The 16,483-nt window shown below is 70.8% G+C and carries 12 protein-coding genes and 1 pseudogene; 1 reads left to right on the top strand and 12 read right to left on the bottom strand.

Going from position 1 to position 16,483, the window contains the following annotated elements:
- Nucleotides 1-117 precede the first annotated feature (117 nt).
- The 11 genes from HET64_RS24470 to HET64_RS24420 all read right to left on the bottom strand — a co-directional run bounded on the left by HET64_RS24470 (nucleotide 118) and on the right by HET64_RS24420 (nucleotide 14,894).
- The gene (locus HET64_RS24470; RefSeq protein ID WP_215108963.1) at nucleotides 118-435 is read right to left on the bottom strand and encodes a cupin; all 318 of its coding nucleotides are present in this window, start codon (nucleotides 433-435) and stop codon (nucleotides 118-120) included.
- A 44-nt stretch (nucleotides 436-479) separates the two neighbouring features.
- Entirely contained in the window at nucleotides 480-1,487 is a 1,008-nt protein-coding gene (locus tag HET64_RS24465) for a LacI family DNA-binding transcriptional regulator (RefSeq protein ID WP_215108962.1), read from the bottom strand.
- Between the two features lie 125 nt (nucleotides 1,488-1,612).
- On the bottom strand, nucleotides 1,613-5,902 hold the full coding sequence (locus HET64_RS24460) for a discoidin domain-containing protein (protein WP_215108961.1): 4,290 nt from the start codon (nucleotides 5,900-5,902) through the stop codon (nucleotides 1,613-1,615).
- A gap of 251 nt (nucleotides 5,903-6,153) precedes the next feature.
- Nucleotides 6,154-7,344 carry a S8 family peptidase gene (locus HET64_RS24455; protein WP_215108960.1) on the bottom strand — a complete coding sequence of 397 codons (1,191 nt, stop codon included), beginning with the start codon at nucleotides 7,342-7,344 and terminating at the stop codon, nucleotides 6,154-6,156.
- A gap of 100 nt (nucleotides 7,345-7,444) precedes the next feature.
- Complete coding sequence (locus tag HET64_RS24450; RefSeq protein ID WP_215108959.1) at nucleotides 7,445-8,563, bottom strand: type III polyketide synthase; 1,119 nt, start codon at nucleotides 8,561-8,563, stop codon at nucleotides 7,445-7,447.
- A gap of 34 nt (nucleotides 8,564-8,597) precedes the next feature.
- Nucleotides 8,598-9,818 (bottom strand): cytochrome P450, encoded by a 1,221-nt coding sequence (locus HET64_RS24445; RefSeq protein WP_215108958.1) that lies wholly within the window; start codon nucleotides 9,816-9,818, stop codon nucleotides 8,598-8,600.
- A 147-nt stretch (nucleotides 9,819-9,965) separates the two neighbouring features.
- Nucleotides 9,966-10,805: an ABC transporter ATP-binding protein gene (locus tag HET64_RS24440; protein ID WP_215108956.1), complete on the bottom strand. Its 840-nt coding sequence runs from the start codon at nucleotides 10,803-10,805 to the stop codon at nucleotides 9,966-9,968.
- Entirely contained in the window at nucleotides 10,802-11,854 is a 1,053-nt protein-coding gene (locus HET64_RS24435; protein ID WP_215108954.1) for an iron chelate uptake ABC transporter family permease subunit, read from the bottom strand. Before HET64_RS24435 ends, HET64_RS24440 begins: the two co-directional genes overlap by 4 nt.
- Nucleotides 11,851-12,891, bottom strand: coding sequence for an iron ABC transporter permease (locus tag HET64_RS24430; RefSeq protein ID WP_215108952.1), 1,041 nt, complete (start codon nucleotides 12,889-12,891; stop codon nucleotides 11,851-11,853). Before HET64_RS24430 ends, HET64_RS24435 begins: the two co-directional genes overlap by 4 nt.
- Nucleotides 12,888-13,919: an iron-siderophore ABC transporter substrate-binding protein gene (locus HET64_RS24425; RefSeq protein WP_215108950.1), complete on the bottom strand. Its 1,032-nt coding sequence runs from the start codon at nucleotides 13,917-13,919 to the stop codon at nucleotides 12,888-12,890. The genes HET64_RS24430 and HET64_RS24425 overlap by 4 nt, the downstream gene beginning before the upstream one ends.
- Nucleotides 13,920-14,069: 150 nt before the next feature.
- Nucleotides 14,070-14,894, bottom strand: a complete 825-nt coding sequence (locus HET64_RS24420) for an AraC family transcriptional regulator (protein ID WP_215108948.1) — start codon at nucleotides 14,892-14,894, stop codon at nucleotides 14,070-14,072.
- Between the two features lie 263 nt (nucleotides 14,895-15,157).
- Between HET64_RS24420 and HET64_RS40105 the strand changes: the two genes are divergently transcribed.
- Nucleotides 15,158-15,691, top strand: coding sequence for an EF-hand domain-containing protein (locus tag HET64_RS40105; RefSeq protein ID WP_215108946.1), 534 nt, complete (start codon nucleotides 15,158-15,160; stop codon nucleotides 15,689-15,691).
- A 153-nt stretch (nucleotides 15,692-15,844) separates the two neighbouring features.
- Here the strand turns inward: HET64_RS40105 and HET64_RS24410 are convergent.
- A pseudogene (locus HET64_RS24410) lies at nucleotides 15,845-16,483 on the bottom strand (MFS transporter); the annotation flags it as partial.

Genomic DNA, 16,483 nt, shown 5'->3' with positions numbered 1-16,483 from the left:
CTCCGGGGACGTGGGCGGGCGCGGTGGGTGGCGTGACCTGTCCGTTTCCGGACGTGGTGACTCCGCTCGATCCTCTCCTGCCACGTCGTGGCCGAAGCACACCCCTCCCCGGCCGGATCAGTCGTTGACGGCCGTGAGCAGGACCACGGCGTCCTGGAGCGCCAGCAGCCCGTGCCGTTCCTGCGGGATCGGGTGCAGGGTCCCGGACGGCAGCTCGGCGTCGCCGGAGGCGGCGGTGAGACGGACGCTGCCGCGCAGGACGAGGAGCGAGGCGGCGGGCGGCGCGTTGTGCTCGTCGAGCGCCGTCCCCTCGGTGAGGGCGATCACCGTCTGCCGCAAGGGGGGCTGCTGGAGCAGGAGGTGGGCACTGCGGCCGTGCGCGGAGGCGCGGGCGGCGGTCAGGTGTTCCTCGGCGAGTGCGTTGAGGTCGTCCATGTGCCCACTGTGCCGCAGGCGCGACAGCGCCGCGATCCGCGCGATCAGCGGGGCGCCTTCGCGGTGGAGCCCCGAACCACCAGCTCCGGCTCGAACAGCAGCTCGTCCGGGGGGACCGACCCGCCCTGGATGCCCGCGCAGAGCAGTTCGACGGCGGCCCGGCCCATGGCCTCGATGGGCTGGCGGATCGTGGTGAGCGGGGGTTCGGTGCAGTTCATGAACGCCGAGTCGTCGTAGCCGACGACCGAGATCTCCGACGGCACCCCGAGGCCGCGCCTGCGGGCTGCCCGCACCGCGCCGAGGGCCAGGGGATCGCTGGCGCAGATGATGCCGGTGACTCCGCGCTCCAGCAGCCGGGAGGCCGCGGCCTGCCCGCCTTCCAGGGAGAACATCGAGCGCTCGACGTGCGCCTCGGTCAGCTCCCCGCCGGTGGCCGCCGCGACGGACCGGGCGGCCGCGAGCTTGCGGCGGGAGGGCACATGGTCGGAGGGGCCCATCACCACGCCGATGCGCTCGTGGCCGAGGGAGGCCAGGTGGCGCCAGGCGCGCTCGATGGCGACGGCGTCGTCGCAGGAGACGCAGGGGAAGTCCAGTCCTTCTATGGGGGCGTTGATCAGCACGACGGGAATGCGGCGCTCGGCGAGCTGGTGGTAGTGCTCATGGGCCTCGTCGGCCTGCGCGAACAGACCGCCGGCGAAGACCACCCCGGAGACCTGTTGCTGGAGCAGGAGGTCGACGTAGTCCGCTTCGGAGACCCCGCCCTTGGTCTGGGTGCACAGCACGGGGGTGAGTCCCTGCTGGGCGAGGGCGCCGCCGATCACCTCGGCGAAGGCGGGGAAGATCGGGTTCTGCAGTTCGGGCAGGACGAGGCCGACGAGCCGCGCGCGTTCGCCCCGCAGTTGGGTGGGCCGCTCGTAGCCGAGGACGTCCAGGGCGGTCAGCACGGACTGCCGGGTGGTCCGGGACACCCCGGGCTTGCCGTTGAGCACCCGGCTCACCGTGGCCTCGCTGACCCCAACCTTCTTGGCAACCTGAGCAAGTCGTCGCGTCATGCCGCAAGACTAGCGTAAGCAGCGCAAACAATTGACTTATCAATGCAAGGATTGCATGCAGAAGGGACGCTTCCCTGTCATCGGGAAGCGTCCCCTTGCCGGTATATCGCGGCCTCTCCCCCGGTCTACGGGTTGGTAATGATCTTGAAGGTGGAGGTGGTGTTCTTGACGTCCTGGGCGTTGTCGCTGAGCTTCAGGCCGTTGAAGGTGACCTCGCCGACGGCGGGCCCCTGCCCGGCCTCCGGCATCTCGTTGGCCCACAGCCCGAACCCGGACTTGGCGTCGAAGGCGTCACCGCTCTTGCGCGCACCCGAGATGGACACGTCGGTGAGCACGGTGTCCTTGATCGGGAACTGGGGCTGTCCGCCGACGTAGTTCGTCTGGAACATGATCCCGCTGTAGGTGGGATCGACGATGTCCACGTTGTTGATGCGGATGCCCTGGAACACCTTGGACGCCGAGAACAGCCAGATGCCGGGGAAGGTCTGCGATCCCCAGAAATGACCGCCCGCGCGCACGATCGAGACGTTCTCGATCGTCGTCGGCTGGGTCCCGAACCCGTTCATCGGGTAGCCGAAGTCCAGCGAGCTGACCGTGATCCCGGAGTAGACCAGGGTGTCGGCGATGTGGATGTTGCGGAAGGTGTTGTCGTAACCGCCGTAGACGGCGACGCCCGCCGCGCGCCAGGTGAGGATCGAGGTCAGGTTCTCGTAGACGTTGTTCTTCATGTCCGCTCCCCCGGCGTCGATCGCCGAGAAGAGCGCGAAGCTGTCGTCGCCGGTGGCCCGTGCCTCGTTGTTGGTCACCAGGTTGTCGGTGGACCCGTTGGTCATGTTGACGCCGTCGGCGAACATGTTGCGGATCCGGGAGTTCTTGATGGTCACGCTGTCGGTGTTGGCGCCCCAGTAGAGGCACACCATGTGCTCGTTCCAGATGTTGTCGATCACGATGTCCGACACGTTCGAGAAGTCGAACACCTTGCCCGGCCCGTCGATCCGGGACGTGTAGTTGCCGAAGTACGCGAAGTTGGCGAACGAGGACCCCTTGGCACTCGCCTCGGCCCGGAAGCCGACGTCGGTGTTGTCCTGGGTGGAGGGGGCGTTGAAGCGGGTGTACCAGGGACCCGCGCCGACCACCTTGACGGCCTTGCCGTAGACCTGGAACTTACTGGCCGTGCTGTACTGCCCCGCCGGGAGGTAGACGCCCACGAGGGTGCCCGTGGTGTCCATGCGGACCTTGTCCAGGGCGTTCTGGACGTCCTGGTGGGTGAATCCGGCCGGCACGGTGTACGTGGCGGGGTTGGGGTTGGCGACCGGGGCGACCTGCTCCAGGTTGATGAAGTCGACCGCGTACGTGGTGGTGTTGGCGCTGTCCTTCTGGAGCCGGATCCTGGACCCCGCCGGGATGGTCTTGCCCAGCATCATGTTCGCCTCGTCGTAGATGTGACGGGGCGCCCCGGAGCCCGGGGAGTTGCCGGGAGCGGCCTCGTTCCCGTACAGCCAGGCGTACTTGGAGGTGAGGTCGATCGCCTTGAGGAAGACGCCGTCCACGTAGACGTTCAGGGTGGAGTCGATGCCGTCACCGCCCGGGGCGTCGGGGATGGAGAACCGGGTGACCAGGGTGTTGGTGGCGGCACGGGTGGTGAACTCGACGTAGTTGCCGGTCTGGTCGAGGGTGACGGCCTTGCGTCCCGAGGCCTCGCCCGCGATGTCGCCGATGGTCCGGTTCGGTCCGACGACCTTCGCGCCGCCGCCGGCCGTGCCGTCCTCCGCCTCGTACATGTCGTACGGCATGTTGGCGCCGCGTCCGACGAAGAGCGCCTGGGTGGAGGTGTTGTTCTCGCGCTTGACCGGGAGCTCGTTGGCGTCGGCCGCGATCACGGTCCGGACGGTGTACGAGCCGTTGGCGGCGGTCCAGGAGCCGAGGGTGACCGGTGCGGCGGTGGCTCCCGCCGCGATGGCCCCGGTGTGGCTGCCGGTGAGCGTCTTCACCGTGGTGCCCTTGCTGTCGACGAGCGTCAGGGTGATGCCGTGGGCGCCGGCGGCCGAGGCCACCGTGCCCTGGTTCTTCAGCGCGACGGAGAAGGTGACCGTGTCACCGTCGGACGCACCCGAGGGCGAAGTGGTGACCGACGAGGCCACCAGGTCGGAGCTGGAGACCGGCTTCACGACCAGCGGGGACGCGCTGGTGTAGGTGTTGTTGGTCTCGTTCTGCTCGATGATCTCGCCCGCCGGATCGGCGACCGCGCTCAGCGGGTAACTGCCCGCGTTCCGGGCCCCGATGGAGGCGCTGACCTGGGTGGAGGCGCCCGATGCGAGAGCGCCGACCGAAGCGGTGGCGACCTTGGTGCCGCCGAGGCGCAGCTCGACCTTGCTCGCCGGGGCGGCGAGCGCGCCGGCGTTGCGGACGGTCGCGGTCAGGGTGACCTCGTCCGTCTCGACCGGTGTGGCGGGGGCGGCGGTGATGCCGGTGACCTGGAGGTCCGGGTTGGCCGCCGGAGCGCCCAGGACCTGGAACTCCGCGACCTGCCCCGCTCCGGAGCCGCTGTTGGCGGTGAACTTCAGCTGGACGTCCGCGACGCGCGCGGGGACCGGAATGGTCACCGTGTTTCCGGACGCCGGACTGAAGGAGTAATCCTTGGCGGCCGAGAGGGAGTTGAAGGACGAGGAGCTCTGCTCCCGGCCGAGGACCTCGATGCGCTGGGTGCGCGGACCCCAGCTGTTGTCGGGGTTGAGCTTGACGACGACGTTCTCGGTGTCGGCGTTGGAGCCGAGCTTCACGGTGAGGGTGTTCGGGTAACTGCCTCCCGCACCCTCCCAGTAGGTGGAGGTGCTGTTGTCGTTGGCGTTCTCCGCGACGAAGGTGTGGATGACGGAGGAGGCGGTGATGGGTTTGTTCACGGCGAGGTTGGAGGCGGAGCCGCTCTGCCCGTTGCGGGTGACGGTGTTGCTGTCGCCGGATACGTTGCCCGCCGCGTCCTTGGCCCGTACGACGTAGCTGACCGTGGTGGACGGCGACTGGGTGTCGGTGTACGTGAGCACGTTGCCGGCGACGCTGCCGCGCAGCACGTTGTTGGCGTAGACGTCGTAGCCGGTCACGCCCTTGTTGTCGGTGGACGGTCCCCACGTCAGTTTCACCGAGCCGCTGGACGGCTCGGTGTAGGCCAGCGCGGAGGGGGCGGTGGGCGCCTGGGTGTCACCGGTGGCGCCGCCGCGGGTCACGGTGTTGCTGTTGGCCGAGACGTTGCCCGCCGCGTCCTTGGCGCGGACGAAGTAGCTGACGTCCTGCCCGGCCGGCCGGGTGTCGGTGTACGTGGTGACGTCGCCCGCGACGCCGGCCAGCAGGGTGTTGTTCGCGTAGACGTCGTAGCCGGTGACGCCCTTGTCGTCCGTGGAGGCCTTCCACGTCAGCCGGATCTGCCCGGTGGCGGGCTCGGTGAACGCCAGGCCGGCCGGTGCGGCCGGGGCCTGTGTGTCGCCGGTGGTGGGGCCGTAGATCTCCAGCTCGGCCAACTGCGCGGCCTGAGCACCGCTGTTGGCGGTGACCAGGACACGGACGTACCGGGTGGTCGTGGCGTCGAAGGTGATCGTCGCCGACTGTCCCCCCGCCGCGTCGAAGCGGTACGCCTTGGACGCGGTGAGGTCGGTGAAGTCCGAGCCGTTCGCGCTGCCCTGGAGCTTCAGCGTCTGACTGCGCGCCGCCCAGCCGTCGGGCAGTCGCAGGACCACCCGGTCCACACCGAGCGACCCGCCCAGGTCCGCTTGGATCCACTGCGGGAACTGGTCGTCGCCGCCGGCCCAGTAGCTGTCCCGGTTGCCGTCGTTGGCGTTGGCCGGAGCCCGGGAGCCGCTGCCGCTGCTGGCGGTGAGGGTCTTGCCCGCCGCGAGGTCGGCCGACGAGTCACCGGCGCCCCGGACCTCCAGCTCGGAGAGCTGGGCGGCCGACCAGCCGGTGTTGGCGGTGATGTTGACGCGCACGAAGCGGGTCAGAGTGGCCGGGAACGCGATGGTGACCTCGTTCGCCGCCCCCGGGGCGAAGGTGTACGTCGCGGAGTTCTTCAGGGTCGCGAAGCTGGTGCCGTCAGCGCTGCCCTGGAGGGACAGCGTCTGGGTGCGGGTCTCCCAGCCCGCCGGCAGGGTCAGCCTCACCTCGTCGACGCGGGTTCCCGCGCCCAGGTCCGTCTGGACCCACTGGGGCAGTCCGCCTCCCGCGCTCTCCCAGTACGTGGACCGGTTGCCGTCGGTGACGTTGGACGCGCCGTACTCGGTATGGGCACTGCTCGCGGCCGCGGCCCGGCCCGCGGCGAGGTTGGGGCCGTCGGCCGCCGCGGCGGCGAGCGACGGTACGCCGATCATCAGAAGACTGGTCGCGACCAAGGCGGATATCGCCCGCCATCTCCAGCGTTGGGCTCTCATAGCTCCCCGATCTTCGGCCTCGGCGCAGGGCGCGTCGAGGGCGCGGCTCTGTGACCGCAGCCAGGGAACACGAGTTTCTGCATTCGCTGCGGCCTGTTTTGCGTTGTGCCGTCAGAGAGTTGCAGAGAAATGAGAGACCGTCCACCGTTCCGACAACAGCCGGGCGGCCGGGCCGGGGAGCGGATTCCGTCGCGCGGTCACCGCTCCCCCGCCCCGCGGACGAGCCGTCCCTCCGGCCGTCCGACGGATCGTCAGAGGCCGCCGGTGTACAGCAGCAGGTCGGGCGAGCCCTGGCCGAGAGCGGAGAGCGCGTCCGGGGTGGCCGTGTCCGTCAGCCACTGCGAGACGGCGGCGGGAGAGGCCGAGGGGTTCTCCTCCTTGTAGAGAGCCGCGACGCCCGCGACGTGCGGGCTGGCCATGGAGGTGCCGTTCAGCGAGACGGTGCCGCCGCCGAGGCGGGCGGAGACGATGTCGGCGCCGGGGGCGTACAGCGAGAGACAGGAGCCCCAGTTGCTGAAGGAGGTCTCCCGGTCCTGCCGGTCGCTCGCCCCGACGGTGAACACACCGTCCGCGGCGGCCGGGGAGACGTCGCAGGCGTCCCGGTTGTCGTTGCCCGCGGCCACGACGGGCAGCACGCCCGCGTCGGCGACCGCCTCGACCGCCGCGTCGACCGCCGTGGAGCGGTCGCCGCCGAGCGAGGCGTTCAGGACGGCGGGGACACCGCTGCGCTCGGCGTCCTTGGCGACCCAGTCGAACCCGGCGAGGATGCCGGCCCAGGTGCCCCGGCCCTCACAGTTCAGGACGCGTACGTTGACCAGCGAGGCATCCTTCGCCACGCCGGACGTCGCACCGCCGACCGTGCCGGCCACGTGCGTGCCGTGCCCGTTGCAGTCCATGCCGGCGCGGCCGTCCCCGACGGCGTCGTACCCGCTCGCGACCCGGCCGCCGAATTCGCTGTGCGCGGCGTCGATCCCGGTGTCGACGACGTACGCCTTCACTCCCTTGCCGGTGGCCGTGGTGGTGAAGGTGTCGTCCAGCGGCAGGGCGCGCTGGTCGACGCGGTCGGTGCCCCAGCCGGCCGCGGGGGCCCGCAGCAGGTTCGCGGCGGTGGGCGCGGGGACGGTCACCTCGGCGTTCTCCTCGACGGCGAGGACGCCGGGAACGGCCCGGACCGCTTGGAGTTCGGTGGCGGTGAGCGTGGCGGCGAAGCCGTGCAGAGCATTTCCGTACGTGAACAACGGGTTGAGCCCGAACTCCCGCAGGACGGTGTCCGGCGAGAGTTCGGGCTCCAGGGTGACGATGTACTGCCCGGGTACGGCCCGGGTGGACTGCTCCACCAGGACCCCTTCCGGTCCGCTGTCGGCCGTGGCCGTGGCGGGTGCGCCGATCAGCGGTGCGATCAGCAGCAGGGCGGCCGTGGCCCATCGGGCGGGCAGGCGCATGCATTCTCCTCGGGGTGGGGATCCGCTCTCGGAAGCGAGTGCGTCCGCGAATCGCGAACACCCGTTCCTTCGTCCCCGCCCGTCGGTCGCCTTAGCGGGTTCAGCCGGACAGCGCAACGCCCGCGGTCAGCTCCAGCTCGTCGAGGTCGTGTCCGACCTCCGCCCGGAGGTCGTCCTTCGCCCAACTGCCCACGGCCACCTCGGCGGTGATCCCGGGCCCGAAGCCGGCGATGAGCCCCTGCGCGGACTCGGCGGCTCCGCCGTCGTCGAAGAGCCTCGCCAGCGCGTCGAAGACGACCGAGCTGGCGATGTTGCCGCGTTCGGTGAGGGTGGCCCGGCTGTAGCGGAACATCTCGGGCGGCAGGTCGAGGAAGTGACAGAGGTCGTCCAGGATGCGCGGTCCGCCCGCGTGGACGATGAAGAAGTCCATGTTCGGGACGGACCAGCCGTGCAGGTCGACGAGGTCCAGGAGCACCGGGGCGAGCATCTCCATGGTGCCCGGGACCCGCTTGTCCAGCTGGAAGTGGAACCCGGTGTCGCGGACGGCGTAGGAGATCCAGTCCTCGGTGTCGGGCACCAGGTGGGAGCCGTTGCGCTCCAGGCGCATGCCGGTGCCGCCCTGTCCCCGTACGACGGCCGCGGAGATGGCGTCGCCGAAGAGCCCGTTGGAGAGCAGCGAACCGACCCCGATGTCGGTGGGCTGGTAGCACAGCGAGCAGAACTCGCAGGACACGATGAGGACGTTGGACTCGGGGTAGGCCAGGCAGAAGTCGTGCGCGCGGTTGATCGCCGCGCCGCCCGCCGCGCAGCCGAGCTGGGCGATGGGCAGTTGGCGGGTCTCGGGTCTGAAGCCCATGCTGTTGATGATCCACGCGGTCAGCGAGGGCATCATGAAGCCCGTGCAGGAGACGTAGACGATCAGATCGATCTCGGACGGGTCGGTCTCGGCGTTGGCGAGCGCCTGCCGGACGACGTCGGGGACCCGGGTCTTGGCCTCGGCCTCGTAGACCTGGTTGCGCGCCTCGAATCCGGGGTGCCGCAGGGTCTTCTCGATGGGCTGCACGAGGTGCCTGGTCTGGACGCCGGTGTTCTGGATGAGCCTCAGGACGAGATCGCGCTGCGGGTGCCCGGCGTGGGTCTCCCGGGCCAGGTCCAGGGTCTGCTGCATCGTGATGACGTGCTCGGGCACAGCGATGGCCGGTCGGCACAGGGTCGCCATGGGTTCTCCTCGTTCTCTGGAGCGAAGGCTCTCGTCACCATGTGACGGGCAGGGCGAGCGGGTAACGCCAGATGGACGTCGTGTTCCACGAGACGTCCGCGGGCGGCACGTCCAGACGCAGGGCCGGGAAGCGGGTCAGCAGCGTGGAGAAGGCCACTTCCAGTTCCATGGTGGCCAGCGGTGCGCCCAGGCAGTGGTGGGCGCCCCAGCCGAACGTCATGTGAGGGATGGTCGGCCGGTCGGGATCCAGCTCGTCGGGACGGTCGAACTTGGCGGAGTCCCGGTTGGCCGTCAGGTAGGACACGTGCACCACGTCGCCGGCCTTGATGAGGACTCCGGAGAGCTCCACGTCCTCCAGCGCGATGCGCGGGATGCCGACGCCCTTGCGGAAGGGGATGTGGCGCAGCAGCTCCTCCAGGGTGCGGGGCAGCCGCTGCGGTTCGGTCCGGAGGGACCGCATGAGGTCCGGGCGGGTGAGCAGGGTGTAGGCGATGTTGCCGAGCTGGTAGGTCGTGGTGTCCTGGCCGGTGATGAGCAGGACCATCGCCATGACGGCCAGCTCGTCGTCGTCCAGCAGTTCGTCGCCGTCCCGGGCGGTGGCCAGGGTGCTGATGAGGTCCTCGCCCGGGGAGCGGCGCCGATCCGCGGTCAGCTCCTGGAAGTAGCCGCGCAGCTCCGCCTTGGCGCGTACCGCGTCCTCCTTGCCCGCGGCCCCGACGTTCATCATGGTCATGGCGTGGGCCCGGAGCCAGGGACGGTCGGCCTCGGGGATGTCGAGTGCCTCGCAGATGGTGATCAGCGGCAGCGGCGCGGAGACCCGGGCGACGAAGTCGGCCGGTGCGCCCTCCTCCTCCATCTCGTCCAGCAGCCGGTCCACCACGCGCTGGGTCCCGCCGCGCATCTGCTCGACACGACGCGGGGTGAAGCTCTTGGCGACCAGGCCCCGCAGCCGGCTGCTGGCGGGCGGGTCCATGAGGTTGATGGACTCCGCCTGCACGATCGGCTCCGGCGTCATCCGGGGGAAGTCACGGCCGAGGACGGCACTGCGGCTGAACCGCCGGTCGGTGGTGACCGTCCGGACGTCCTCGTAGCGGGTGACCAGCCAGGCCTCGCCCTCTCCGTAGGCCATACGGATGCGGGACACCGGCTCCTCGGTCAGCAATTGCCTGAGCTGGGGGTCGAACTCCAGCTGCTGCGCGTAGTCGAAAGGACAGTTCCGGACGGTTTCCTTGTTCTGCACCGAGGTGTTCTCCACCGAGGTTCTCCCAATGACCGCTTCGAGGAAAAGGGCGTGTGCCGGACCGGGGCCCGGCGCCCGACCTAGCCTGTGTGCCCCGTCACTCTCCGAAACATGTCAGTGACACACAGCAGTCAGCCGATCAGGGGGCGTACGCCCCGGCGTTCACGCGGTCGCCTCCCCGACGGGCAGTGGCTCGGCCCGGTCCAGGACGTGGTGGCGGCCGATCGGGAGCATCAGGGGCCGGCCCGACACGGGGTCCTCGATGATGCGGCTTTCGAGGTCGAACACCGCCCGTACGGTCTCCTCCGTCAGCACCTCGGCCGGAATGCCGGACGCGTGGAGCCCGCCGTCGGCCAGCGCGATCAGGTGGTCCGCGTACCGGGCGGCGAGGTTGAGGTCGTGCAGGACCATCACGATGGTGGTACCGCGCGAGCGGTTCAGGTCGGTCAGGAGGTCCAGGACCTCGATCTGGTGGCTGGCGTCGAGGAAGGTGGTCGGCTCGTCGAGCAGCAGCAGATCCGTCTGCTGGGCGAGGGCCATCGCGATCCAGACGCGCTGGCGCTGGCCGCCGGAGAGTTCGTCCACCGCGCGCTCGGCGAGCGGTTCGGTGTGGGTGGCCTCCAGGGCGGCGGCCACGGCGGCGTCGTCCTGCTCGTTCCAGCGGGAGAAGACGGACTGGTGGGGGTGGCGGCCCCGGCCGACGAGGTCGGAGACGGTGATTCCCTCGGGCGCGACGGGCGACTGCGGCAGCAGTCCGAGGGTGCGGGCCAGCTCCTTGGCGGGCAGCCGGTGCACCTCCTTGCCGTCCAGGACGACGCGGCCGGCCCGGGGGGCGAGCAGCCGGGACATGGAACGCAGCAGCGTCGACTTGCCGCAGGCGTTGGCGCCGACGATCACGGTGATCCGGCCGGGGGGTACGGCCAGATCGAGGGAGTCGACGACGGTGCGGTCGCCGTAGCCGAGGGTGAGTCCTTCGGCGGTCAGTCGGTGGTGCGTGGTCATAGCGAGCCTCCCGCCCGGTTGGTGCGGATGATCAGGTAGACGAGGTAGGGGGCTCCGAGGACGCCGGTGACGACGCCGACCGGGTAGCGCTCGCCGAAGGCGAACTGGCCGGTGAAGTCGGCGACGAGGACGAGCAGCGATCCGACGAGTCCGGCGGGCACCAGCGGGGAGCCGCCCGCCCCGGTGATCCGGGCCGCGATGGGTCCGGAGAGGAACGCCACGAACGCGATGGGTCCGGCCGCCGCCGTGGCGAAGGCGATCAGCCCGACGGCGGCGACGATCACCGTGACCCGGGTGCGTTCCACGCGTACGCCGAGCGCGGAGGCGGTGTCGTCGCCGAGCTGGAGCGCGGCGAGGTTACGGGCCTGGCCCAGCAGCAGCGGGGTGAGGACGGCCGCCGCGACGAGCGCGGGGACCGCCTGGTCCCAGGTGGCTCCGTTGAGGCTGCCGGTCAGCCAGCGCATCGCTTCCTGGAGGTCCCATTCGGCGGCCCGGGACAGGACGTAGGAGGTGACGCTGTCGAGCATCGCGGAGATCCCGATGCCGATCAGGATGAGCCGGGTGCCGACGACGCCGCCCTTGAACGCCAGGGAGTACACCAGCAGGGCCACCCCCAGGCCGGCGGCGATGGCGAGGACGGAGACCTGGACCTCGCCGAGCGACAGGGTCACGATGGCGATGGCCGCGGCGGCGCTCGCCCCGGAGCTGATGCCGATGATGTCGGGGCTGGCGAGCGGATTGCGGAGCATCGTCTGGAAGGTGACCCCGGCGAGGCCGAAGCTGAATCCGGCCACCAGGGCGAGGACCGCGCGGGGCAGCCGCAGCCGGCCCACCGTGAACGACGCGCCCGGCACCTGTTCCCCGAGGATCACCCGGAACACGTCTCCGGGCGGGTAGAAGGTCCGGCCCGCCATGAGCGTCACGGCGAACGCGGCGAGGACGAGGACCATCAGCGCCAGGACGACCCGGCGGCGGCGCGAGGCGCCGCGCACACGACGGCGGGTGGCGGCCTCGACGGACGGCCGCCGGGTGAGGACGGGGGCGCTCACAGGGCACGTACCTTCTGTCGGCGGACGATGTAGATGAAGAAGGGGGCCCCGATCAGTGCGGTCACGATGCCGACGTCGATCTCCGAGGGGCGTGCCACGATCCGGCCGACGACGTCGGCGGCGGTGAGCAGGACCGCGCCGAGCACCGTGGAGAGCGGCAGGAGCCAGCGGTGGTCGACGCCGACGAGCAGTCGGCAGGTGTGCGGGACGACGAGGCCGACGAAGCCGATCGGTCCGGCGACGGCGGTGGCCGCTCCGCAGAGCAGTACGGCGCCGAGGGCGGCCACGGCCCGGGCCACGGCGACGCGTTCACCGAGTCCGGCCGCCAACTCATCGCCCAATGCCAGCGAGTTGAGTGCGCGGGCCGACAGCAGGCAGACGGCGAAGCCGACCGCGAGGAACGGCATGACCTGGCCGACGCGTTCGAAGGACGCGCCGCCGACGCCACCGATCTGCCAGAGCTTGAAGCTTCCGGCGATGTCGTTGCGCGGCAGGATGATCGCGCTGACGAGCGAGGCGAAGGCCGCGGACGTGGCGGCTCCGGCGAGTGCCAGCTTGAGAGGGGTCGCCCCGCCTCTGCCGAGGGTCCCGACGGTGTAGACGAACAGGGCGGCAAGGGCCGCGCCCAGGACGGCGATCCAGACGTATCCGGTCGGCGAGGTGAGCCCGAAGAACGCGACCGCCGTGACGACGGCGAGGGACGCCCCCATGTTGACGCCGAGGATGCCCGGGTCGGCCAGCGGGTTACGGGTCACACCCTGCATCACGCCGCCCGCGAGGCCGAGTGCGGCGCCGATGACGACGGCGAGGACGGTACGGGGGATCCGCTTCGTGGCCGCCGCCCGTTCCAGGGTGTCGTCCGCGCCGCCGAGCGCCGCGACGACGTCGGACCAGGGGACGTCGCGGGAGCCGAACGCGACGGACCCGACCATGACCGCGGCCAGGGCGAGTACGGAGAGGAGGACCCACAGCAGGCGCACGCCCGCCGGACGCCTGGTGACGACGTCCGGCGGGGTACGGGTGTCGGGCTCGGTCACTTGACCTTGTCCGCGGCCTCGGCGAGCGCGGCGGCGTAGTCGTCCAGCACGTAGCCGATCGACAGTGGCGTCGGGTTGGCGGCGGTGGCCAGCGGGCTGGTGCCGGGCAGGAGGTAGACGGAGCCGCGCTCGACGGCGGGGATCTTCGAGAGCAGCGGGTCCTTGGTGACCGTCTTCAGCAGCTCGCCGGTGTCGTCGCCGTAGCCGGTGATGATGTCGACGTCGTCGAACGCGTCGACCTGCTCGGCACTCTTGGTGAGGGCGAACTTGTCCGTGCCCTCGGACGCCTTCCGGATGGACCCGGGGATCTTCATGCCGAGGTCCTGGAAGAACTGCGTACGGGTGTCGTGGGCGGTGTAGAAACCTACCTGGCTGACGTCGTTGGGGTCGACGTGCGTCATGAACATCGCCGACTTGCCCTTGAGCTGAGGGTACTTGGCGGCGGTCTTCGCTATGTCACCGTCGAGCTTCTTGATCAGCTTCTCGCCCTCGTCGGCCAGCCCGATCGCCGTGCTGTTCGTCCGGATGATCTCGCGCCACGGCGTCGCCCAGGCGGCGTCCGGGTAGGCGACGACGGGAGCGATCTCGCTGAGGGTCTCGTAGTCCTTCTTGGTCAGACCCGAGTACGCGGCCAGGATGACGTCCGGCTTCGTGTCCGCCACGGCCTCGAAGTCGATGCCGTCGGTCTCGTCGAAGAGCACCGGCGTCTTCGCCTTCAGCTCGTCGAGCTTCTCCTCGACCCAGGGCAGCACGCCGTCGTCGTTGTCGTCGCCGAAGTTGGCGGCGGCCATGCCGACGGGCACGACGCCGAGCGCGAGCGGCACTTCGTGGTTGGCCCAGTTGACGGTCGCGACGCGCTTCGGCTTCGCCGGGATGGTCGTCTTGCCCAGGGCGTGCTCGACGGTCAGGGGGAACCCGCCGGAACGGCTCTCGTCGTTCTCGTTCCCGGCGTCGGTGGTCCCGCCGCAGGCGGAGACGCCGACGAGGGCGGACGCAACGACGAGCAGGCGGAGACGGTGTGAGGACATGGGTGTGTACCCGGCTTTCCGGATGTCGGGGTGCCGCTTCCCGCACGTCCGGGCGTGCGCAGCCGTCATGGATCGGTGCGCGGCGCGTGCGTTATCGGCTTAGGTAAGGCTTACCTTCAGACCCTATGAGAATCGACCCGACTGTCGCAATCAACCGTTTAGGACATGCCCTGTAGCGATACGGACATGAGAGGGCGGCGGTCCTTCCGGCCGGAAGGCCCCCGGGGTGAGGCCCGTCGTACGCCGGAAGGCGGCGCCGAACGCGCTCGCCGAGCGGTAGCCGACCTGTTCGGCCACCGCCTCCACGTCCCACCCCCGGGCCAGCAGGCCGATGGCGTGCTGGGCGCGGACCGCCGCCACCCAGCGCACGAAGCTCGTGCCCGTCTCGGTGGTGAACGCCCGGGTGACCGTGCGGGCGCTGACGCCGAGGGCGGACGCCCAGTCCGCCAGCGTCCGCCGGTCGGCCGGGTCCTCGCGCACCGCGTCGGCGATGGGGCGCAGCAGTTCGGAGGCCGGGATCCGCACGAGCAGTTCGCGGGGCGACGGTTCGAGGACGTCGAGCACCAGCGCCTCGGTCGCGGCGCGCGAGGCGGCCGTGAGGCCGGGTTCGCCGAGCCGTTCCAGCAGCAGGCGCAACAGCGGGGTGATCTCGACGGCGACCGGCGTGGCGGAGATCGACGCGGTGGTGCGGAAGCCGAAGAAGCTCGCCCGGAACCAGGTCCCGGCGGTCGCCGATCCGGCGTGCAGGGTCCCCGCGGGCATCCACAGGCCCAGGGCCGGGGTGATCGTCCAGATCCGGCTCCCGACCGCCGCCGTGGAGGCGCCGCGCTCGTTCCAGAGCAGTTCGTGGAAGGGGTGGGAGTGCGCGTCCCAGAGCGTGTCGTGGGTGACGACCTCGTCGTAGCCGGCGATGACGAAGGGGGTGTCCACCGAACCGGGGGCGAACGCGGGCAGCGTCCGGGTCTCCCTGGTCATCGCAGGTGGACCTGCCTCGTACGGGGGCCGCTCACGGCGGACGGGGCGCGCATCGGCTCAGCCTAGAGGCCCGGGGGCGCGCGGATCCAGCGAGCCCCTCCTCCTGCCTCAAGTTGACGTTTACGCAGGTCAGTTACGTCCTTCAGGTGAAAGAACCCCGGCTTTCGCCGTGGACGCCGCTCCTCGGCGGACAGTGGGTGGGCCGACCGGGCACCGGGCCGCGGTCGGAGGGAACGTGACATGCGGAGAAAGGTGACGGATTCATGGGCACTGAGGCCACCAGGCGGGTCACGCTCGTCTTCTCCCTGTTCGACGCCAACGCCAACGGAGTCCTGGAGGCGGACGACTTCGACCTCATGGCCGACCGCGTCGTGCGGGAGGCGCACGCGTCGGACCCGGCGGCGAAGGAAGCGATGCGCGCGGCGTTCCGGCGGTACTGGACGACTCTGCGCACCGAGCTCGACGCCGATGGCGACGGCGAGGTCAGCTTCGAGGAGTTCACCGCCTGCGTCCTGTCGCCGGAGCGGTTCGACGCGACCGTCGGGGTGTTCGCCGAGGCGCTGGCCGCGCTCGGGGACCCGGACGGCGACGGTCTGATCGAGCGCCCGCTGTTCATGGCGCTGATGACGGCCATCGGGTTCGAGCCCGCGAACATCGACGCGCTCTTCGACGCCTTCGAGCCGAACGACGGGGACCGGATCCGGGTGGAGACGTGGGTCGCCGGGATCAAGGACTACTACGCGCCGGGCAAGGCCGGCATCCCCGGCGACCATCTGGTCGTCGGCACGGCCGTCTGACCGGGCGCGCACGCATACGGCCGACGACGGTGGACGCCCGGGAGTGCGTCCACCGTCCCGGCGTCGCCGGTGCGTTCCGCCCGGTCCCGCAGCCGCCGGCCCCGTGGCCGGGGGGCCGGGGGCGCCGCGGCTCCCGGGCGGTGGACGCCGGTCTCAGCGCTTGCCGAGGGACGGGCGCTTCCTCCGGGGCGTACGCGGGCCCCGGCCCCTCGGGGGGCCGGCGGGCGTGCTGTGGCCGGTGAGGAGAACGGCCAGGCCCGCGAGTGCCATCAGCACGGACAGGGCGGTGAAGCCGGTGGAGAAGGTGGCCACTTGTGCCGCCACGCCCAGCATGAGGGATCCGAGCCCGGTGCCGGCGTCGTAGCCGATGTTCCACGCGACCGAGGCGGCGTGCCGGTTCTCCGCACCCGCGTAGTCGAAGGCCTGGACAAGGGTGAGGCTCTGGAGCCCCCCGTACGCCGCCCCCAGGAGAAGCAGTCCGGCCGGCAGGGCCGGCACGCGGTCCGATCCGATGGCGGACGCGATCAGCGCCAGGCCCGCGCACGCGGTGAGGGCGAGGATTCCGGTGATGGGGCGCAGGGCGATCCGGTCGGCGAGTTCTCCGCACCCCCAACGGGCCAGTGCGGCGGTCGCGGTGAGGGCGAGCAGCCCGGTGGCGGCGAGCGCGGGAGTGGCGGTGAACTGCGGGGCGAAGGTGAGTACGGCTCCGCCCGCCGCCGTGACCAGGAGCAGCACGGCGAGGGGCCGCCGGATGCGTCGGAGCACCTCACCGGCGGGGGCGGGGTTCCGGGC

The sequence above is a fragment of the Streptomyces sp. McG3 genome, assembly GCF_018619185.1.
GTDB lineage: Bacteria > Actinomycetota > Actinomycetes > Streptomycetales > Streptomycetaceae > Streptomyces.
Note: the sequence above shows the minus strand (reverse complement) of the source record. Positions and strands in the feature narration are given on the sequence as shown.

What these genes read in the sequence shown, in the direction of transcription:
- HET64_RS24440 (WP_215108956.1), bottom strand. Translation starts at nt 10,805, where the DNA reads ATGACCACGCACCACCGACTGACCGCCGAAGGACTCACCCTCGGCTAC.
- HET64_RS24470 (WP_215108963.1), bottom strand. Translation starts at nt 435, where the DNA reads ATGGACGACCTCAACGCACTCGCCGAGGAACACCTGACCGCCGCCCGC.
- HET64_RS24460 (WP_215108961.1), bottom strand. Translation starts at nt 5,902, where the DNA reads ATGAGAGCCCAACGCTGGAGATGGCGGGCGATATCCGCCTTGGTCGCG.
- HET64_RS24455 (WP_215108960.1), bottom strand. Translation starts at nt 7,344, where the DNA reads ATGCGCCTGCCCGCCCGATGGGCCACGGCCGCCCTGCTGCTGATCGCA.
- HET64_RS24450 (WP_215108959.1), bottom strand. Translation starts at nt 8,563, where the DNA reads ATGGCGACCCTGTGCCGACCGGCCATCGCTGTGCCCGAGCACGTCATC.
- HET64_RS24420 (WP_215108948.1), bottom strand. Translation starts at nt 14,894, where the DNA reads ATGACCAGGGAGACCCGGACGCTGCCCGCGTTCGCCCCCGGTTCGGTG.
- HET64_RS40105 (WP_215108946.1), top strand. Translation starts at nt 15,158, where the DNA reads ATGGGCACTGAGGCCACCAGGCGGGTCACGCTCGTCTTCTCCCTGTTC.
- HET64_RS24465 (WP_215108962.1), bottom strand. Translation starts at nt 1,487, where the DNA reads ATGACGCGACGACTTGCTCAGGTTGCCAAGAAGGTTGGGGTCAGCGAG.
- HET64_RS24425 (WP_215108950.1), bottom strand. Translation starts at nt 13,919, where the DNA reads ATGTCCTCACACCGTCTCCGCCTGCTCGTCGTTGCGTCCGCCCTCGTC.